The sequence below is a fragment of the Streptomyces sp. NPDC043861 genome (assembly GCF_056435905.1).
Window position 1 is genome coordinate 44354 of sequence record NZ_JBWKDP010000009.1, and the last position, 19451, is coordinate 63804.

General features: G+C 69.8%; 18 protein-coding genes and 1 pseudogene. 7 read left to right on the forward strand and 12 right to left on the reverse strand.

Annotated elements, in window-relative coordinates:
* Positions 1-95: 95 nt before the first annotated feature.
* The 3 genes from AC068D_RS21120 to AC068D_RS21130 form a co-directional block, all read right to left on the reverse strand.
* Positions 96-2054, reverse strand: coding sequence for a SpoIIE family protein phosphatase (locus AC068D_RS21120; protein ID WP_478824560.1), 1959 nt, complete (start codon positions 2052-2054; stop codon positions 96-98).
* A gap of 359 nt (positions 2055-2413) precedes the next feature.
* Positions 2414-3079 (reverse strand): cytidylyl-2-hydroxypropylphosphonate hydrolase, encoded by a 666-nt coding sequence (gene fomD, locus AC068D_RS21125; protein ID WP_478824561.1) that lies wholly within the window; start codon positions 3077-3079, stop codon positions 2414-2416.
* A 359-nt stretch (positions 3080-3438) separates the two neighbouring features.
* Positions 3439-4845 (reverse strand): class II fumarate hydratase, encoded by a 1407-nt coding sequence (locus tag AC068D_RS21130; protein ID WP_478824562.1) that lies wholly within the window; start codon positions 4843-4845, stop codon positions 3439-3441.
* 104 nt (positions 4846-4949) lie between these two features.
* On the opposite strand from AC068D_RS21130, the pseudogene AC068D_RS21135 reads away from it, so the two are divergent.
* A pseudogene (locus AC068D_RS21135) lies at positions 4950-5918 on the forward strand (RICIN domain-containing protein).
* Positions 5919-5993: 75 nt separating this feature from the next.
* Here the strand turns inward: AC068D_RS21135 and AC068D_RS21140 are convergent.
* Positions 5994-7700, reverse strand: coding sequence for a fumarate hydratase (locus tag AC068D_RS21140; protein WP_478824563.1), 1707 nt, complete (start codon positions 7698-7700; stop codon positions 5994-5996).
* 544 nt (positions 7701-8244) lie between these two features.
* Here AC068D_RS21140 and AC068D_RS21145 point away from each other — a divergent pair.
* Together AC068D_RS21145 and AC068D_RS21150 are read left to right on the forward strand one after the other, a co-directional pair.
* Entirely contained in the window at positions 8245-8940 is a 696-nt protein-coding gene (locus AC068D_RS21145) for a DUF1707 SHOCT-like domain-containing protein (RefSeq protein WP_478824564.1), read from the forward strand.
* Between the two features lie 138 nt (positions 8941-9078).
* The gene (locus AC068D_RS21150; protein WP_478824565.1) at positions 9079-9432 is read left to right on the forward strand and encodes a WhiB family transcriptional regulator; all 354 of its coding nucleotides are present in this window, start codon (positions 9079-9081) and stop codon (positions 9430-9432) included.
* Positions 9433-9584: 152 nt separating this feature from the next.
* On the opposite strand, the gene glpX is transcribed toward AC068D_RS21150, so the two are convergent.
* Positions 9585-10616: a class II fructose-bisphosphatase gene (gene glpX / locus AC068D_RS21155; protein WP_478824566.1), complete on the reverse strand. Its 1032-nt coding sequence runs from the start codon at positions 10614-10616 to the stop codon at positions 9585-9587.
* Between the two features lie 124 nt (positions 10617-10740).
* On the opposite strand from glpX, the gene AC068D_RS21160 reads away from it, so the two are divergent.
* Entirely contained in the window at positions 10741-11268 is a 528-nt protein-coding gene (locus AC068D_RS21160) for a DUF4245 domain-containing protein (RefSeq protein ID WP_478824567.1), read from the forward strand.
* A 121-nt stretch (positions 11269-11389) separates the two neighbouring features.
* On the opposite strand, the gene AC068D_RS21165 is transcribed toward AC068D_RS21160, so the two are convergent.
* The 3 genes from AC068D_RS21165 to xseA all read right to left on the reverse strand — a co-directional run bounded on the left by AC068D_RS21165 (position 11390) and on the right by xseA (position 13680).
* On the reverse strand, positions 11390-11980 hold the full coding sequence (locus tag AC068D_RS21165; protein WP_478824568.1) for a malonic semialdehyde reductase: 591 nt from the start codon (positions 11978-11980) through the stop codon (positions 11390-11392).
* A gap of 196 nt (positions 11981-12176) precedes the next feature.
* Positions 12177-12455, reverse strand: coding sequence for an exodeoxyribonuclease VII small subunit (locus AC068D_RS21170; protein ID WP_478824569.1), 279 nt, complete (start codon positions 12453-12455; stop codon positions 12177-12179).
* Between the two features lie 10 nt (positions 12456-12465).
* Complete coding sequence (xseA, locus tag AC068D_RS21175; protein WP_478824570.1) at positions 12466-13680, reverse strand: exodeoxyribonuclease VII large subunit; 1215 nt, start codon at positions 13678-13680, stop codon at positions 12466-12468.
* Between the two features lie 163 nt (positions 13681-13843).
* Here xseA and AC068D_RS21180 point away from each other — a divergent pair, with 163 nt between their 5' ends.
* Both AC068D_RS21180 and ppgK read left to right on the forward strand, forming a co-directional pair.
* Positions 13844-14824 (forward strand): 4-hydroxy-3-methylbut-2-enyl diphosphate reductase, encoded by a 981-nt coding sequence (locus AC068D_RS21180; protein ID WP_478824571.1) that lies wholly within the window; start codon positions 13844-13846, stop codon positions 14822-14824.
* A gap of 30 nt (positions 14825-14854) precedes the next feature.
* On the forward strand, positions 14855-15592 hold the full coding sequence (ppgK, locus tag AC068D_RS21185; protein WP_478824572.1) for a polyphosphate--glucose phosphotransferase: 738 nt from the start codon (positions 14855-14857) through the stop codon (positions 15590-15592).
* A gap of 263 nt (positions 15593-15855) precedes the next feature.
* Here ppgK and AC068D_RS21190 read toward each other — a convergent pair whose 3' ends face one another.
* Positions 15856-16350, reverse strand: coding sequence for a DUF6542 domain-containing protein (locus AC068D_RS21190; protein WP_478824795.1), 495 nt, complete (start codon positions 16348-16350; stop codon positions 15856-15858).
* A gap of 416 nt (positions 16351-16766) precedes the next feature.
* Between AC068D_RS21190 and ychF the strand changes: the two genes are divergently transcribed.
* The gene (ychF, locus tag AC068D_RS21195) at positions 16767-17855 is read left to right on the forward strand and encodes a redox-regulated ATPase YchF (RefSeq protein ID WP_478824573.1); all 1089 of its coding nucleotides are present in this window, start codon (positions 16767-16769) and stop codon (positions 17853-17855) included.
* A 122-nt stretch (positions 17856-17977) separates the two neighbouring features.
* Here ychF and AC068D_RS21200 read toward each other — a convergent pair whose 3' ends face one another.
* The 3 genes from AC068D_RS21200 to AC068D_RS21210 all read right to left on the reverse strand — a co-directional run bounded on the left by AC068D_RS21200 (position 17978) and on the right by AC068D_RS21210 (position 19378).
* Positions 17978-18241 carry a type II toxin-antitoxin system RelE family toxin gene (locus tag AC068D_RS21200; protein ID WP_478824574.1) on the reverse strand — a complete coding sequence of 88 codons (264 nt, stop codon included), beginning with the start codon at positions 18239-18241 and terminating at the stop codon, positions 17978-17980.
* Positions 18234-18503: a type II toxin-antitoxin system Phd/YefM family antitoxin gene (locus tag AC068D_RS21205; RefSeq protein ID WP_478824575.1), complete on the reverse strand. Its 270-nt coding sequence runs from the start codon at positions 18501-18503 to the stop codon at positions 18234-18236. The genes AC068D_RS21200 and AC068D_RS21205 overlap by 8 nt, the downstream gene beginning before the upstream one ends.
* 293 nt (positions 18504-18796) lie before the next feature.
* Complete coding sequence (locus AC068D_RS21210; protein WP_478824576.1) at positions 18797-19378, reverse strand: Uma2 family endonuclease; 582 nt, start codon at positions 19376-19378, stop codon at positions 18797-18799.
* Positions 19379-19451: the final 73 nt, after the last annotated feature.

A 19451-nucleotide genomic window follows, 5' to 3' on the forward strand; every position in this document is an offset into this window, starting at 1 on the left:
GCCGCCTGCCCCAGTCAACGCCGACGATGCGAAGTCGGCAACTTTTGGATCACGTCCAGATTTGGGTTCCGTATCGCTACAGATGATCCGTATCGCTACATATGGGTAGGGAGCTCGAACCACACCACCTTGCCCGTGGACAGCCGTGTCGCCCCCCACCGCCTGGCCAGGCGGTTGACCAGGAACAGCCCCCGCCCGCCCTCGTCGGTGTCCCGCGCCCGCCGCTGGCGCGGCAGCTGCGGGGAGTCGTCGCCGACCTCGCAGCGCAGCACGTCGGTGCGCAGCAGCCGCAGGGTCACCGGCCGCTCCGCGTACCGCACGGCATTGGTGACCACCTCACTGACCAGCAGCTCCACGGCATCGGAGAGGTCCTCCAGGCCCCATCGGGCGAGCGCCCTGCGGGCCAGCCTGCGAGCCCGGCCCGGAGCCTGCTCCTCCGGCTCGAGGAACCAGTAGGCGACGTCGCTCGGTGCGATCCCGTCGAAGCGGGCGGCGAGCAGCGCGATGTCGTCGTCCCGGTCGCCCGGTCCGAGCATGTCGAGGACGTCGTCGCAGAGCGCCTCCAGCGGTGGGGAGTGGTCGGGCCCGGTGAGCTGCGCGGTCGCGGCCAGCCGCTCCCTGAGCTGCTCGATCCCGGTCCAGACGTCCCGCAGCCGTGACTCGACGAGACCGTCGGTGTAGAGCAGCAGCGTGGCACCGGCGGGCGCGTCGAGCTCGACGGCCTCGAAGTCCACACCGCCGACGCCGATGGGCGCTCCGGGCGGCACCCTCAGCACCTCGGCGCGGCCGCCGAGATGCAGCAGTATCGGCGGCGGATGGCCCGCATTGGCAATGGTGATCCGGTGCGAGACCGGGTCGTACACCGCGTACAGACAGGTCGCCATACGGTCGGTGCCCAGGCGCTGCGCCTGCTCGTCCAGGTGGTGCAGCACCTCCTGCGGCGGCAGATCCAGTCCGGCCAGTGTCTGGGCCGTCGTCCGGAGCTGGCCCATGATCGCGGCCGAGGTCATCGAATGACCCATCACATCGCCGACGACCAGTGCCACCCGGCTGCCGGGCAGCGGGATCGCGTCGTACCAGTCGCCGCCGACCCGGGCGGTCTCGGCCGCCGGGAGATAGCGGGAGGCGAGCCGCACACCGGTCGGCTGGGGCAGCCCCTCGGGAAGCATGGTGCGCTGCAGCTCGTCCGCGATGTACGCCTCGCGGCCGTACAGCACCGCCTTGTCGATGCCCAGCGCGGTGTGCGTCGCCAGCTGGGCGGCGACCAGCAGATCGTTCGGCTCGAACGCGGGCCGGTCGGGCCGGCGCAGGAAGATCGCGGCGCCGATGACGCGCCGCCGGCCGCGCAGCGGCGCGAGGATCGCCCGGTGTCCGGTCGGCACGGTCTTGCCGTCACCGAGCAGCTCGGGCAGGGCGGCGCGGGCCGCGGCCGAGTCACCGAAGACCGGCCGTACACCGCGCAGCACCTCGGCGAGCGCCCCGCCGGCCTGGACCTCGCACAGCTCCGCCGCGGGCAGATCCGACTGCGGGCTGAGCACCGGCACCTGGACGGCGTTGGTGACAAGAGCGTTCTCGGTGTCCTCGTCGGTTAAACGCAGCCGGTCGGTGCGTCGCAGGCGCAGCACGAACGGTGCGACCGGCCGCTCGTCGCCGACCGGGAGCGGGTCACGCAGATAGACCAGGATCGCGTCCGAGAACGTCGGCACGGTGGCCCGGCACAGGCCGAGCACGATCTCGTCCAGGTCTATCCCGCGAGCGATGCGTCTGGTCGCGGCCCCCACGAAGCGCAGCCGGTCGCCCTCGCGCCGTGCGACCCCGGTGGGGTCCTGCGGCTGGCCCGCGGGTGCGCCCGGAGCCGCCGTCGCCGACGGCGCGGCCGGGACGGAGGGCACGGGCGCTGCCGTGGGCGAGGGCGGTGCGGGCGGCTGGGCAGGCACGCCGCCCGCCGCGGGCTTGGGGGCGTGCGAAGCCGCCTCCTGCCGCGGGCGGGTGCGCTCCTGCGGCCGGGCAGCCAGAGGCTGCCGGCCTTCGTGGGAGGTGGGATGCTCCGTCACGCGTGGGATTCCGTCCGTCCGGGCCGGTGGTGCGAGGCGAACGCCTCGGGTGCCGCTGTGTGCGTCCGGGAGTGCTGACGATCGTGGCTGCGCCGCGGGGCCCCGGGCCGGTGGGCGAGGGCTCCGCCCGTGGTCCGGGACGGCAGCACCCCTGGACGGTCGATATAGCCCATACCCAGTCCGGGCAAGGCGTCGACAGGTCGAGGGAGATCCGGGCACACATCAAGCACGGTTTTATCCCCCTCGTGATGACTTACGCTCAGTTCCGGTGCGATGCTCACTCGTTCATGCGATGCGGCCTTGCGGAGGACGATCCTACGTTTGAACCCCGGGGGCGCATCAAGGGTCTCACGACGACGTCATGCGGACGTGGGTGCCGGGGTGCGGTTCCAGTCGGTGGGCAGCTCGGGGACCGGCCATCGCGGATCGGGCCGCCACGCCTCCCAGCCGTCGGAGAACGGCGGGCCCCACGCACGGATCACATCGACGGCCGATTGCCCTGCCGCCCGTACCCGCAGGGCCTGCCGGGCGTCCATCAGCCCGGCCTGCTGCGCCTGGGCGAACTCGTCCTCGTCGAGCCAGCGCCAGCTGCGGTCGGGACGCACCGCGATGTCCAGGAAGTGGTCCTCCGAGTCGACCCCGCCGGCCCAGCGGGTGAGCGGCTCCTCGAGGTTGACGTACCAGTTCTTGAACTGCCAGCCCCGCTCCCAGAACAGCCAGACCGACCACGGCTCGCCCGGCCGTGCCAGCTTGAGCACGCCCGTGCCGAACCAGCGTGAGCGGGCCGTCGTCCGGGGTGCGGTGTACCGGGTGGCCAGCGGCTCCTGCTGCACGGGGGAGCCGTCACTGAGCACCGGCTTCACGCACTCGGTCCCCGGAGCCATCCACACGGCCAGCAGCTCATGGTTGTCCTGGACGACGGTCACGGGCCGGCAGATGTGGACATGCCCGGAGGCGTTGCCGCGGTAGCGCCAGAGGATGTGGTCCCCCGGAGCCCAGTGCTGAGGCCGCGCCGATCCTGTCATGCGCAGATATTAGGCGCGCACTCCTCGCCCCGCTGCGGCGCAGATCACGACAGAACGCTCCGTCCACCCGGAATCCACCCGGCCGCGACGCGTGCCACAGGACGTTCAGGGGATGGCGATGGCTGCCCGGGACCGGGCAGGGCGCGGGGGCCGGGGGGCGGTGCGCGCAGCGGCGACGGAAGCCGGGTGCGGGGGCGACGCACTCCTCGCGGGCGGCCGTGCCGCGTGCCGAGCCCTGTCCCGTGCCGTCAGCGCCGCGGGGCATGCGCCGCCGGCCGCACCCCCGGGAGGCATCCGCGGTGCTGTGGCCGTGCCCGGAGGGGCATCCGGACGATGGTTTCCCGGATGCCCCTCCGGTGTCACGGATGCGTCATCCGCAGGACGTCCAGCGCCTCGTCCAGTTGCTCCTGAGTCAGATCGCCGCGCTCCACGTACCCCGACTCCAGCACCACCTGACGGATCGTCTTCCGTTCGGCGAGGGACTTCTTGGCGACCTTGGCAGCCTCCTCGTAGCCGATGTACTTGTTCAGCGGGGTGACCACGGAGGGGGAGGACTCGGCGTACTCACGGGCCCGCTCCGCATTGGCGGTGATGCCGTCGACCGTGCGGTCGGCGAGCAGCCGGGAGGCGGCCGCGAGGAGCCGTACCGACTCCAGCACATTCCTGGCGATCACCGGAAGCATGACGTTCAGCTCGAAATTCCCCGCTGCTCCGGCCACGGCGACGGCCGTGTCGTTGCCGGTCACCTGGGCGGCCACCATCAGCACGGCCTCGGGGATCACCGGGTTGACCTTGCCGGGCATGATCGAGGAGCCGGGCTGCAGGTCGGGGAGGGCGATCTCGGCAAGGCCGGTGCGCGGGCCGCTCGCCATCCAGCGCAGATCATTCGCGATCTTGGTGAGCGAGACGGCGATGGTACGGAGCTGTCCCGATGTCTCCACCAGCCCGTCCCGCGCACCCTGCGCCTCGAAGTGGTCGCGCGCCTCCGTGAGTGGCAGCCCCGTCGTCCTGGCCACCTCGGCGATGACCGCGGCGGAGAATCCGGGCGGCGTGTTGATGCCGGTGCCCACTGCGGTCCCCCCGAGGGGGAGTTCGGCGAGGCGGGGGAGCGAGGCCCGGAGCCGCTCGATGCCGTAACGGATCTGCGCGGCATAGCCCCCGAACTCCTGGCCGAGGGTGACCGGAGTCGCGTCCATCAGATGCGTACGGCCCGACTTGACCACGCCCGCGAATTCCGAGGCCTTGCGTTCCAGCGACGCGGCGAGATGCTCCAGGGCCGGGATCAGGTCCCTGGTCACGGCGGCGGTGGCCGCGATGTGGATGGACGAGGGAAAGACGTCATTGGACGACTGCGACGCATTGACGTGGTCATTGGGGTGAACGGGGCGGCCGAGGCGCTCCCCGGCGAGCGTCGCCAGGACCTCGTTCGTGTTCATGTTGGACGACGTGCCAGAGCCGGTCTGGAAGACGTCGACCGGAAAATGCTCGTCCCAGCGGCCCACCGCGACCTCCTCGGCCGCCTCCTGGATGGCCCCGGCGATGTCCTTGTCGAGTACGCCCAGCTCCGCGTTGACCTTGGCGGCGGCTGCCTTGATCCGGGCGAGGGCCTCGATATGGGCGCGTTCCAGCCGTTGTCCCGAGATGGGGAAATTCTCCACGGCCCGTTGGGTCTGGGCCCGCCATTTGGCGTGTCCGGGGACCCTCACCTCTCCCATGGAGTCGCGCTCGACCCGGTACTCACCTGCGTTGTCGCTCGTGTCGGACATCTCCGAACCTCCCTGAAAAGTTGAGCACTTGTCTTGTTCTGCGTATTCCCAAGTGCGCTACCGCCCAGTAAAAACCGTCGGTACCACCGATCCGGGGAGGCGCAATGAGGCGCACTGGACACAGACTTCGCCGTGCGGTCGCGGTCGCGGCGGTCGTTGCGGCGGCTCTCGGCACCATGGCAGCCACCGGCCCCCGGCCGGCGCAGGACACGGCAGGCCCCGCCGCATCTCCATCCTCCGTACCCCTGACGCCGGAGCTGAGCGCATCCGGGCCGCCGAGGCCACCGCCCTCCACGGTGATCCGGCCGAGCGCCCGCTCGACCGGCGCAGGAGTGCTCTGATCTCGCTCGGCGACAGTGAGATCTCCGGTGAGGGGGTGGGCACGTACGAACCCGGCACCGACGGCCCGGACAACTGGTGCCACCGCCTCCCGACGCCGCCATCCACCGCACGGGCATCCCGGCCACGTGACATGCAACGCCGCCTGCTCGGGCGCGGACAGCGGCACGGTGCGGCAGTCGTTCCACCCGAACCGGCGCGGGCACGCAGCCTTTGCCGCCTGCCTGACCCGGCTTCACAACTCGGATCCCGACGAGGCGAGTTGCGCCGATCCGGCATCCACGGGCCGGCCGGTGCTCGACCCGTTCGCGTGGGACGACGTCCACAGGCCGCTGCGGAACGAGGCGACGGGCAGTCGTGTCGAGGTCGACGGGGCCGTGACCCGCAACGGGACCGCGGTGCTGGGCCGGGAATGCCACGGCGGGCGGAACCGGAACTGGTGGTACGACCCGGCCCGCCGCTCCCTGCACACCGACCTCACCCAGGACCGCTGCCCGGACGTGCCGCGCGCCGACTACGGGGCGAGTGTGGCGCTCGTCGTGCGGAACTGCTCGGGCGCGGCCCATCAGCAGTTCGTCAGGGTGGCCGGAACCCTTCGGCCGGCCGCACCGACCGGTCTGTGCCCGACGGCTGCGGCGAAGGATCCGGTTGCAGTGGTTGCAGTGGTTGCAGTGGTTGCAGCGGTTGCAGTGGTGCAGCGATACGTCGGGTCGGCGAGGCAGCGCTTCGCGTAGTGGTACGCGCGTCCGACGCGCACCCGGTCCGGGGGTCCCGCCGCTGGGGAGCGGCGGGACCCCCTTCCTGCTGTGTCAGGCCAGCCCGGGGCCCCGCACCGGGATGCTGGTGAACGTCGGAGCCGGGGCCGGGTTCTGGAAGAAGTCGTTGCCCTTGTCGTCCACGACGATGAACGCCGGGAAGTCCTCGACCTCGATCTTCCAGACCGCCTCCATGCCGAGCTCCTCGTACTCGACGACCTCGACCTTCTTGATGCAGTCCTGCGCGAGGCGGGCCGCAGGGCCACCGATCGAGCCGAGGTAGAAGCCGCCGTGCGCCCCGCAGGCGTCCGTGACCTGCTTGCTGCGGTTGCCCTTGGCCAGCATGACCTTGGAGCCGCCCGCCGCCTGGAACTGCTCGACGTAGGAGTCCATGCGGCCTGCCGTGGTCGGGCCGAAGGAGCCGGAGGCGTAACCCTCGGGGGTCTTGGCCGGGCCGGCGTAGTAGACCGGGTGGTCCTTCAGGTACTGCGGCATCTCCTCGCCCGCGTCGAGGCGCTCCTTGATCTTGGCGTGCGCGATGTCGCGCGCCACGACGAGCGGGCCGCTCAGCGAGAGGCGGGTCTTGACCGGGTACTTGGTGAGCGCGGCGAGAATCTCGTCCATCGGCTGGTTGAGGTCGATCTTGACGACACCCTGCTGATCGGCGGCCTCGGCGGCGCTGAGGTGTTCGTCCGTCGTGTCGGGGAGGAAGCGCGCGGGGTCGGTCTCCAGCTGCTCCAGGAAGACACCCTCCGCCGTGATCTTGGCGACGGCCTGACGGTCGGCCGAGCAGGACACGGCGATCGCGACCGGGCAGGACGCGCCGTGGCGCGGCAGCCGTACCACGCGCACGTCGTGGCAGAAGTACTTGCCGCCGAACTGCGCACCGATGCCGATCCTCTGCGTCAGCTCGAAGACCTTCTCCTCCAGCTCCTTGTCCCGGAAGCCGTGGCCGAGGGCGGACCCCTCCTCCGGCAGTTCGTCCAGGTAGTGCGCGGAGGCGTACTTCGCCGTCTTCAGGGCGTATTCGGCGGACGTGCCGCCGACGACGATCGCCAGGTGGTACGGCGGGCAGGCGGCCGTGCCCAGCGAACGGATCTTCTCCTCCAGGAACTTCATCATGGAGGCCTCGTTCAGGACCGCCTTGGTCTCCTGGTAGAGGAAGGACTTGTTGGCCGAGCCGCCGCCCTTGGCCATGAAGAGGAACTTGTACGCGCCGCCGTCGGTCGCGTACAGCTCGATCTGCGCGGGCAGGTTCGAGCCGGTGTTCTTCTCGTCCCACATGGTCAGCGGCGCCATCTGCGAGTAGCGCAGGTTCAGCCTGGTGTACGCGTCGAAGATGCCGCGCGAGAGGGCTTCCTCGTCGCCACCCGACGTCAGGACGTTCTGTCCCCGCTTGCCCATGACGATCGCCGTGCCGGTGTCCTGGCACATCGGGAGGACGCCCGCGGCGGCGATGTTGGCGTTCTTGAGCAGGTCCAGGGCGACGAACTTGTCGTTGGACGAAGCCTCGGGATCGTCGATGATCTTGCGCAGCTGGGCGAGGTGCGCGGGGCGGAGGTAGTGCTGGATGTCGTGGATCGCCTCTTCGGCGAGCTTGCGCAGGGCCTCCGGCTCGACTTTGAGGAAGGTGCGCCCGTCGGCCTCGAAGGTGGAGACACCTTCGGCGGTCACCAGGCGGTAGGGCGTGGTGTCCTCACCCAGCGGGAGCAGATCGGAGTACTCGAACGCAGGGCTGGTCGGGCGGGAGACAGGGGACATTACGGCCATTCCTCACTCGGCAGACGGCGGCTGGCATCCATGGCAGCGCGGGCACCAGCGTAAGACGCCCCCCGGCGTCCGGGGTTGTGAGGTAAGGCTCAGTTGCCGGGAGGGCCCATGCCCGGGCCGGTGTCGTCGCCGTCGGGCGCGTGTTTTCGGACCCGTGGACTGCAGGGACCCGTGGGCTGCAGGGGCCGGGCGCCGCGTCCAGACCGGTCCGCTCCGGTGGGAAGCCCCTGGGGTCCTGTCCGGGCGTTCTGCCCGGGCCCGTGACGAAGCTGAGGCCTCCACCGGCAACCGCTGGGAGGCGCCCCCACGCTGCGTTGCCCGAGTGCGTCCGGTACGGGGGTGATCTCCCGCGGCCTCCGCCTCGGGCGGGGGCGCCCGCGGCGGGGCCAGGGGGATGCCCCCGCCGCCTTGCGGTGCTTCCTCTCGGCCCTGGCAGGCCCGGGGGGACCCGGGCGTCCGACGTCGCGGGCCGATCCTCGAAGATCGCCAGGGCGGGACCTAGTCGCGATCTATCGCGTTTCGCTACGCTGGGGCCGTGGACCTCGAAAAGCACCCTCAGACGCCGGTTGCTCCAGCCGCTCCCGCGGACCGATCCGTGCCCGCGGATCCCGCAGGTTCCCTCCGTGCCTCCGACGCCGACCGTGACCGGGTCGCGGACATCCTGCGCGAGGCCCTGGCGGAGGGGCGCCTGGACGCCGGTGAGCACGCCGAGCGGATCGACGCGGTCTACCGTGCCAAGACCGTCGGCGAACTCGAACCGATCGTGAGGGATCTGCCCGCCTCGGCGCCGCGCACCGAACCGGTCCCGCCTGCCTACGGATACGGGCCCGAAATGCCGGCCGGGCCGGCGGAGAACCTGGTTGCGGTCTTCTCCAGCTCCACCCGCAAGGGCCGCTGGCGCGTGGGTGCGAGGACCAACGCCTTCTCGCTGTTCGGCAGTGTCGAGATCGATCTGACCGAGGCGATGTTCGGGCAGCGGCTGACCGTCATCAACGCGACATCGATCTTCGGCAACGTGGAGGTGCGGGTGCCGGAGAACATCTCGCTGCGCGGCAGCGGCACGGGGATCTTCGGCAACTTCGAGGTGGACACCCTGGAGGCCGCCGATCCGGAGGCCCCGCTGGTCGTGGTCAACGGCTACTCCGTCTTCGGCAACGTCGAGGCCAAGCCGAAGCGCGGCAAGCGCATCGCCGATCTTCACGACCGCCTGCGCAAGCACCTGGGGCACTGATCGGGCAGCGCCTCCGTCCGCTGACCGACGGTCGTTCCGGCCCCGGAACTCTGTGCCACTCAGTGCATAGGCGCGCGCACAGCGGGTAGGGCTTGCTGCATCGTCTCTCGCTCGCGAAGCCGTCGTCAGGAGTAGACCGTGCTGCAACTGCCGCATCACCCCTTGCAGGTAGCCGCCGTTCCACCCCAGCGCACCTCTGCTCGGGAAGACCAGGACGGGCCCTGGCACTCGGAGGCGGTGTGCCGCCGGGATGAAGCAGGACTGTTCTTCGCACCGTCCAAGGAGCCGACCGCCGCACGGCTTTCCCGCGAGGAGGCGGCCAAGAGGGTCTGCGCACGATGCCCGGTCATGGTCGAGTGCCGCGAGCACGCGCTGCTGCAGCCCGAGCCCTACGGGGTGTGGGGCGGACTCACCGCGGCCGAGCGCCGTGTCGTGCTGGCCCGCCGCAGGAGGCGCGAGACGGAGCTGAAGAAGCCGGCATCGGCTGCCTGACGAACCCGTTGACGTACGCGGCTCCCCGCGTACGTACGGGAAGGGGCGCCCCCACCGCACATGGGGACGCCCCTTTCCGTATGTGGACCCGGGATCCGGGTCATATGGGCCCTGGACCGGGATCCGGGCGCATCGGTCGCCGGAGCGGCCGGCTACTGGGCGCGGTCGAAGTCGATGGCGCTGTAGGCACGCAGCTTCGAGAGCCGGTGCGTGGAGTCGATCTGGCGGATCGTGCCCGACTTGGACCGCATCACCAGCGACTGCGTCGTCGCGGTCGCGGCGCGGTAGCGCACGCCGCGCAGCAGCTCTCCGTCCGTGATGCCGGTTGCGACGAAGAACACGTTGTCGCCGCTGACGAGGTCGTTGGTGTAGAGCACGCGGTCCAGGTCGTGGCCCGCGTCGAGGGCGCGCTGCCGCTCCTCGTCGTCCTTCGGCCAGAGCTTGCCCTGGATCGTGCCGCCCAGGCACCTGATCGCGCACGCGGCGATGATGCCCTCGGGCGTGCCGCCGATGCCCATCAGCAGGTCGACACCGGTTCCCTCGCGCACCGCCATGATCGCGCCCGCGACATCGCCGTCCGAGATGAACTTGATGCGCGCGCCGGTCTCGCGGATCTCCTTGACGATGCCCTCGTGGCGCGGGCGGTCGAGGATGACGACGGTGACGTCCTCGGGCGAGGAGTTCTTCGCCTTGGCGACCCGGCGGATGTTCACCGACACGGGAGCATTGATGTCGACGAAGTCTGCGGCCTCGGGGCCGGTGACCAGTTTGTCCATGTAGAACACGGCGGACGGGTCGAACATGGTGCCCCGGTCCGCCGCCGCGAGGACCGCGATGGCGTTGGGCATGCCCTTGGCGGTGAGAGTCGTCCCGTCGATCGGGTCCACAGCGATGTCGCACTCGGCGCCGGTGCCGTCGCCGATGCGCTCCCCGTTGAACAGCATCGGGGCTTCGTCCTTCTCGCCCTCGCCGATCACGACGATGCCGTTCATCGAGACGGTGTGCACGAGGGTCCGCATGGCCTTGACGGCCGCGCCGTCCGCGCCGTTCTTGTCGCCGCGGCCCACCCAGCGGCCCGCGGCCATGGCGGCGGCCTCTGTGACCCGGACGAGCTCGAGGGCGAGGTTGCGGTCGGGGGCCTCGGGCGAGACCTCAAGCGGTGACGGAAGATGATGCTCGGTCATCGGAGCGCACCTTTCTGTACGACGACGGCCGGATGAAGAGGGTGCTGCGACTCTATCGGTACGTCGACAAATTGAGCAGAGGGCCCCACGTTTGAGCAAACAACCTTGATGCGACCATAGTGCCGTGGCAGGTATGCGAGGCAAGCAGACGGTACGTGGGATGGTCCAGTCGCTGGCGGTGGTTCTGGCCGCCGCCTTCGTGGTCTATCTCTTCGTCCCCCACGACGACACGGCGCACCCGGTCAAGGCGGAGGACTACCGCTTGGAACTGGTGACGGCACGCCGGGCGGCACCCTATCCGGTGGCCGCTCCCGCCGGCCTGCCCGCGAGCTGGAAGGCGACGTCGGTCCGGTACGTCCGCGAGAACGACAACGCCTGGCATCTGGGCTTCCTCGACCCGGACGGGCAGTACGTCGCCGTCGAGCAGTCCACGGCGCCGGCTGCCAAGTACGTCCCGAAGGTCACCCAGCGGGCCGCGAAGACCGGCCGCACCGAGCAGGCGGGAGGCGTGGCCTGGGAGCGCTGGGAGGGGCCGAAGTACGACGCCCTCGTGCGCACGGGCCAGGACGGCTCGACCACCGTCGTCACGGGCACGGCGTCGTTCGGGCGGCTCGCCGAGATGGCGGCCGCACTGGAGTCGAAGAAGGCCTGAGCCGGCAGCAGCCCGGAACGCACGACGAGGCCGCCGCACCCGCAGGGGTGCGGCGGCCTCGTCGTGCCGGGTGTGCGGCGCCCCGGAGCCCGCCGGTGGGGTCCGGGGCGCAGCTCAGGCGTCAGACGGTGGTGATGACCTCGTCGAACGACAGGCGCGGCGAACGCGGGGACCATGCGTCCTCGCCCGGCTTGCCGATGTTGACGACCATCAGCGGGGTGTGGTCGTCGTCCAGGAACTCCTTCTGGATGCCCGCGAAGTCGAGACCGGTCATCGGGCCCGCGGCCAGACCGGCGGCGCGGACGCCGACGATGAAGTACGCCGCCTGAAGCGTGGCGTTCAGCGCGGCGGACCGTTCACGGGCGGGGCGTTCGCCGAAGAACATGTCCTTGGCCTGGGGGAAGTGCGGGAACAGCGCCGGGAGCTCCTCGTGGAACTCGTTGTCCGCGGCGAGGATCGCAACCAGCGGTGCCGCGGAGGTCTTCGCCCGGTTCCCCTCGGCCATGTGACCCGCCAGGCGTTCGCGGGCCTCGGCGGAGCGCACCAGGACGACGCGCAGCGGCGACTGGTTGAAGGCCGTCGGGCCGTACTTGACCAGGTCGTAGATCGCCTGCACCTGCTCGTCGGTCACCGGCTCGTCGGTGAAGGTGTTGGCGGTGCGGGCCTCGCGGAAGAGGAGGTCCTGGGCGGCGGCGTCGAGAACGAGGGACATGGCGGAACGTACCTTCCGGAGGAACAAGGGGAACAAGCTGTGGCCTCACCGTACGAGCGAAGTGAGTGAAGATTCAACTAAATCGAGCCACTGGTGAGGCGACTCACACAACTTTCAACTAAATGGCGTCCCGGTTGATGCGTCCTGTGCGCCCACGCCGCCGCGCCGGCCCTGTGCGACTCCCGTCAGGGGCCCGTCACGGGCCCGCGTCGCCCTCGTCCTCCGCCGCGGGCTCAGGACCCCCGTCCGCGCCCCGCTCCGCCAGTGCCGCGTCCAGTCGCGCCCTGGCGCCGTCCAGCCAGCGGCGGCAGACCTTCGCCAGTTCCTCGCCCCGCTCCCACAGCGCGAGGGACTCCTCGAGCGTCGTGCCGCCCGCCTCGAGCCGGCGGACGACCTCGATCAGCTCGTCGCGCGCCTGCTCGTAACCGATCGAATTCGCCGGATTGGCCGAGCTCTCGTCCGTCTTCGCCGTCATGCGCTCCACCCTATGTGCGGGGTCCGACGGTGACCGTGAACCCGCCTTCCGCGACCCTGGCCCGCAGCTCCTCGCCGGTGGCGACCTCGTCGGCCGCCCGCACGACGGATCCGTCGGCGCGCTGCAGCACCGCATAGCCCCTCTCCAGCGTCGCCGCCGGCGACAGGGCGAGGACGCGCGCACGGGTGTGGGCCAGCTCGGAGTCGGCGCGGTCCAGCAGATGCCCTAGCACGCGCCGGCTCCGGGCGACGAGCGCGTCCGCCTCCAGCTCCCGCTCCTCCACCATCCGGTGCGGATGCTCCATGACCCGTCGGTGCAGACAGTGGTCGAGCCCCCGTTCCTCCCGCTCGAGCATCCCCCGTACGGTCCGCAGCGCCCGGTCCTGCAGCGTCTGCACCCGGGCCAGCTCCTCGCCGACGTCAGGAACGACCTTTTTCGCGGCATCGGTCGGCGTGGAGGCGCGCACATCCGCGACCAGGTCGAGCAAGGGTGAGTCCGGTTCGTGCCCGATCGCCGACACCACGGGCGTACGGCAGTCCGCGACCGCGCGCACCAGCTGCTCGTCCGAGAACGGCAGCAGGTCCTCCACGCTGCCGCCCCCACGAGCGACGATGATCACGTCCACATCGGGAAGCCCGTCCAGCTCCTTCACCGCCTGGACGACCTGCGGTACGGCGCGCACACCCTGGACCGCGACATTGCGCACCTCGAACCTGACGGCCGGCCAGCGCCGTCGTGCGTTCTCGAGCACATCGCGCTCGGCCGCCGACGCGCGGCCGCAGACCAGGCCGACCAGCTGCGGAAGAAAGGGCAGTGGCTTCTTCCGGTCGAGCGCGAAGAGCCCTTCCGCGCCGAGGGTCCTCTTCAGGTGTTCCAGCCGCGCGAGCAGCTCACCGATGCCGACGGGCCTTATCTCGACGGCCCGGAGGGAGAGCTGGCCCCGCGGTGCGTACCACTCGGGCTTGGCGTGGACGACCACCCGTGCGCCCTCGGCCACGACGTCGGCCACCGCATCGAACACCTGGCGGTAGCAGGTGACGCTCACCGAGATGTCGTACGAAGGGTCGCGCAAGGTCAGGAACACGACCCCCGCCCCCGGCCTGCGGGACAGCTGGGTGATCTGCCCCTCCACCCACACGGCCCCCAGCCGGTCGATCCATCCCCCGATGAGCCGCGACACCTCGCCGACGGGCAGCGGTGCTTCGGCAGACGTATTGAGACCCATGCACGCGAGCGTATCGGCCCGCTCCGACACGGCAGGGGGTCCGTTCGTCGGGGGACTCCGTACGCGTACGCACAACTACGCACAACGTTGATCGCATATGCGCATCCGTCTCAGCCCTGTGGGCGATCGTTGGCGTGTTCGGGGCGCCTTTACGATGGGTGGCATGACTGCAACGAACGCCCGCCGCGTCCTGCTCGCCGCTCCCCGTGGCTACTGCGCGGGCGTGGACCGTGCCGTGATCGCCGTGGAGAAGGCCCTCGAGCAGTACGGCGCCCCGATCTACGTCCGCCATGAAATCGTCCACAACAAGTACGTCGTACAGACCCTGGAGAAGAAGGGCGCGATCTTCGTCGAGGCCACGGCGGAGGTCCCCGAAGGGTCGATCGTCATGTTCTCCGCGCACGGCGTCGCGCCGATCGTGCACGAGGAGGCCGCCGAGCGGAAGCTCGCGACCATCGACGCCACCTGCCCCCTCGTGACCAAGGTCCACAAGGAGGCCGTCCGGTACGCGAAGGAGGACTTCGACATCCTCCTCATCGGCCACGAGGGCCACGAAGAGGTCATCGGCACCACGGGTGAGGCCCCCGAGCACATCACCCTGGTCGACGGCCCGGACGACGTCGAGAAGGTCGAGGTCCGCGACCCGTCCAAGGTCGTCTGGCTTTCCCAGACCACGCTGTCCGTCGACGAGACCATGGAGACCGTCGACAAGCTGAAGACCAAGTTCCCGCTGCTGGTCTCCCCGCCGAGCGACGACATCTGCTACGCCACGCAGAACCGTCAGATCGCGGTCAAGCAGATGGGCGCCGATGCGGACCTCGTCATCGTCGTCGGCTCGCAGAACTCGTCCAACTCCAAGCGGCTCGTCGAGGTCGCCCTGGGCGCGGGTGCCCGTGACGCCCACCTGGTGGACTACGCGGACGAGATCGACCCGGCCTGGCTGGAGGGCGTCTCCACGGTCGGCGTCACCTCGGGAGCCTCCGTGCCGGAGGTGCTGGTCGAAGAGGTCCTGGAGTGGCTGGGACAGCGGGGCTTCGAGGACGTGGAGATCGTCAAGGCCGCCGAGGAGTCGATCACCTTCTCGCTGCCGAAGGAGCTCCGTCGCGATCTTCGTTCCGAGGCGTCCTCGCTCGTCGAGGAGTAACCGTCCGCGGTTCCTCGTAACGTTGTGTCCATGAACGTCTTCGGAGTGGACATCGGCGGGTCGGGGATCAAAGGCGCTCCCGTGGACCTGGACCGCGGCGACCTCGCAGAGCCCCGCCACAAAGTACTCACACCGCACCCGGCCACGCCCGACGGCGTGGCCGACTGCGTTGCCGAGGTGGTGGAGCACTTCGGCTGGTCGGGACAGGTCGGGATCACCTTTCCCGGTGTGGTCACCGGCTCGATCATCCGCACGGCGGCCAATGTCGACAAAGGCTGGATCGACCTGGACGGCGGCAAGCTTCTGGGCGACCGGCTGAACATGCCGGTGACCGTGATGAACGACGCGGACGCGGCGGGCGTTGCCGAAATGACCTTCGGCGCGGGCCGCGGACGCAAGGGCACCGTGATGCTGCTGACGTTCGGTACGGGCATCGGCAGCGCCCTCTTCCTCGACGGCAGGCTCGTGCCGAACACCGAGCTGGGCCATCTGGAGCTGCAGGGCCATGAGGCGGAGAAGCGCGCTTCGACCAAGGTCAAGGAGGACGAGGAGCTGAGCTGGGAGCACTGGGCGCGCCGCGTCCAGAAGTACCTGGTCCATCTGGAGATGCTGTTCTCGCCGGAGGCGTTCATCATCGGCGGCGGGGTGAGCCGGAAGGCGGACAGGTTCATTCCGCTGATCAAGAAGGTCCGCGCGGAGATCGTTCCGGCCGAGCTCCAGAACAACGCGGGGATCGTCGGGGCGGCGATGACGGCGGCGCAGCGATAGGAACGGACGGGGCCGGGGCGGCGCCCGGCGCGCATACCCCCGGCCTCCGGCCGGGTGGAGGCACCCCCGGCGGAGCCAGGGGGAGTGCCCCCACCGCCTTGCGATGCCCCTCGGCCCTGGCGGGCCGGGGAGAGGCCCCATGCATCCGGCGCCGCGGGCCGATCCTCAAAGATCGCCAGGGCTGGACCTGGGGCCCTCTCGTTGGGATCTTGCCGGGCTCGCGTGCCCCAGTAACCGATCCAGCCCGATCCCAACGAAAGACCCTAGGCGCGGCCCCCCGGCCTGCGCGGCAACTGCCCCGGCCGTCCGGTGCCCGCCCGAGTGCCGGGGCGGGTGCCCGGCCGGCGTCGGAGCATCAGCCGGACCTTCCGTACGGTCGTGATGAGCCCGGCGATGAGTGTGCCTCCGTACAGCCACCCGGCGTTCACGGCCAGAGCCGTGACGACCGCCATGATCTGCCCGCCGTATCCGCCGGGGCCGCCGGAGATCGGGATGACCCCGACGGCGAACGCGATCGGCACGCTGATGGGGGCAGTGACCAGGTCGGCGCTGCGTACCCACAGCGCGGTCAGGGCGCTGACAGGCAGGAAAAGCACGCCGTACACGACTGCGGAGCCGTCGAAGAGAAGTTGGTCGAGAGAGCCGATCAGCAGCATCACGGCGGAGGCGAAGAGCCCGGCGCCGATGCCGGTCAGCCGGGGATTCGGCAGCCTGCGCAGGGCCTGGACCACCGGTGGCACCTGCCGCCCGGGCCTCAGGCCGGGCCGCCCCGGCCGACCGGGCCCTCCCGGCTTGCCTGTCCGGCCGGACCGGTCGGGCGGGCCCGAACGGCCGGGCTTGGCCGCGACCCGGTACACAGTGGCGCCCTCAATGAGAGCGCCCTGACCGGAAAGAGGGGCCTGCGGCCGTGGCCGCTGCTTCGAGGGACCTGTCCTGTGCTCCACGGAACCAACGTAGGTCGCACGACGTGCGTGTTCCGTCACAGGACACGCCCTTTGAGCGACCTTGGCCGTGAGTTCGACGCATTCCTGACCCCCACACGGGCGTCCGGGTCCTGGCCGGTCCCCGGGTTCCCCGTCGTCGGCCCCTGCGGCACGCCCGTAAACTGGGGGATCGGCCCACCCGGGTCCGGGCCCCCGGCCCTCAGCCAGTCCTCACCCAGGAAGTCGCCAACGTGTCGCTCACGATCGGAATCGTCGGACTGCCGAATGTCGGCAAGTCGACCCTGTTCAACGCCCTGACCAAGAACGACGTGCTGGCGGCCAACTACCCGTTCGCCACCATCGAGCCCAACGTGGGCGTCGTCGGCGTCCCCGACGCGCGGCTCACCAAGCTGGCGGAGATCTTCGCCTCCCAGCGGATCCTGCCCGCGACCGTCGACTTCGTCGACATCGCCGGCATCGTCCGCGGCGCGAGCGAGGGCGAGGGGCTCGGCAACAAGTTCCTGGCGAACATCCGGGAGTCCGACGCGATCTGCCAGGTCATCCGGGCCTTCAAGGACGAGAACGTGGTCCATGTCGACGGCAAGGTCTCGCCCAAGGACGACATCGAGACGATCAACACCGAGCTGATTCTCGCGGACCTCCAGACGATCGAGAAGGTTCTGCCGCGCCTGTCCAAGGAAGCCCGGATCAAGAAGGACGTGGCTCCCAAGGTCGCGGCGGTCGAGGCCGCGCAGGCCATCCTCGAGGAGGGCAACACCCTCTTCTCCGCCGGTATCGTCCAGGGCTCCGAGAAGGCGGCGCTGCTGCACGACCTGCACCTGCTCACGACCAAGCCGTTCCTCTACGTCTTCAACGTGGACGAGGACGAGCTGGTCGACGAGGACTTCAAGAACGAGCAGCGTGCCCTGGTCGCCCCCGCCGAGGCGATCTTCCTCAACGCCAAGCTCGAGGCCGACCTCGCCGAGCTCGACGAGGAGGACGCGATGGAACTCCTCCAGTCCGTCGGCGCCGAGGAGCCGGGCCTCGCCACACTGGCTCGCGTCGGATTCGACACCCTCGGCCTCCAGACCTACCTCACGGCAGGCCCCAAGGAGTCCCGCGCCTGGACGATCAAGAAGGGTGCGACGGCTCCCGAGGCGGCCGGTGTGATCCACACCGACTTCCAGAAGGGTTTCATCAAGGCCGAGGTCATCTCCTTCGCCGCGCTGGTCGCCACGGGCTCGGTGGCCGACGCCCGCGCGGCGGGCAAGGCGCGTATGGAGGGCAAGGACTACGTGATGCAGGACGGCGACGTGGTGGAGTTCCGCTTCAATGTGTAGTCGTACGCATACTATAAGTTAGGCATTGCGTCAACCGAGCAGGTCAGAAGGGGTCGGGCTCTGTCGAGTCCGACCCCTTCGTCGTCACCGTGCTGGATATGCTGACGTGAGGTCAGCAGCAATCAGGTGTCGTAAACGGTGGACCGGTGTCCCACGTGAACGACCCAGATCACCAGTTCCCCGTTGTCGATCGTGTAGACGACGCGGTAGTCGCCGACCCGTAGGCGGCGGCGGTCTGGCTGGGACACGAGTGCAGTGGTGTTGAAGCCGAGTGGATCGCTTTCCAGCTCGGTCAGCTTGGCCAGGATGCGCAGCGCCATATCGCGGGGGATCTTCCGAAGTTCGGCCTGCGCCTCGGGGCGGAAGACGGTTCGGTACTCACTCACTGCGCGCCAGCGTCTCCCTCATGATGTCCTCGATCGGGATGCCGGGTGCGGGGCTGGCCATGCGCTCGTCGATGATCCGATTGATCTCGCGCTCTTCCCACTCCTGGTACTTGCGCAGCATCTCGATGGAGACGACCGCGGCGACTTCCCTGCCTCGGCGCGTGATCACTGTGGGTACATCGTCGCGGTCTGCGCGCTCCACGACTTCCGCCAAGTGTGCGCGCACGTCGCGGATGGACTCTATGGGTAGTGGCTGCGTCATACGCTCAAGTGTACCGAGTGTCTCATGTGTACACAATGCAGCTGTGGCGGTGCGCCGACTCCCCGCGCGGTGATCGTGCGTGCTGGATGTGCTGGATAGGTCCCGACCGTGCTGGATCTGTGCTGGATGAGTACCCGGGAAACCGCGTTCTCGCAGGTGGGAGCTCTGCACTATAGATTCCGCTTCAACGTGTGACGGGTTGGTTGCTGTACGCAAGGTAATTCGTCAAGCGGGCACACAGAAGGGGCCGAGCTCGCCAGAGCCCGGCCCCTTCTGTGTGCCCGTGCTGACTTCTAGTTGCCCCGCGGCGGGGTGAGCTTGTCGAGATCCAGGCTGATCTCGAAAGGCACAGGGCGCTTCAGGGTGCCCCGGAAGATGCCGGCAGGCGCGTAGACGCCGGTGGGTTCGTCGAGTTCGTAGACGTGGACGACGGGGGCGCCGTCCTCGTCCTCGATGCACCAGTAGTGCCGGATGCCGGCCTCTGCGTACTTGCGAAGCTTTACTGTGCGATCACGGTGGGCGGACTCGGGGGAGACGACCTCGATGACGAGCTGGACGTCCTCCGGCGCGAACCAGGTACGGTCACCGTCGAAGTCGGCCGTCGTCACCAGCAGGTCTGGTTCGGGACGGTTGCGCGGGTCGAGCTTGATGGTCATCTCGCGGCCGACTCTGGTGTCGGCGGGCACCTGCTCCATGAGTGCGACTGTCAGCATGGTGACGAGGTGGCCGTGCCACCACCTCTGGGGCGCCATCATGAAGACGAGGGCTCCGTCGATCAGCTCGGTGTGGCGGGGCGCCTCGGGGAGGCGGTCGAGGTCCTCCGCGAACCAGCCTTCCGCGCGTGGCGGGCGCATCCAGTCGGGCAGTGCGGTCATGGCTTCACGGTAGCGGCCCGCAGCTCAGGGTGGAGGGCCAACGATCCCGGCCCGGGGTTTTGGGCAACGTGCC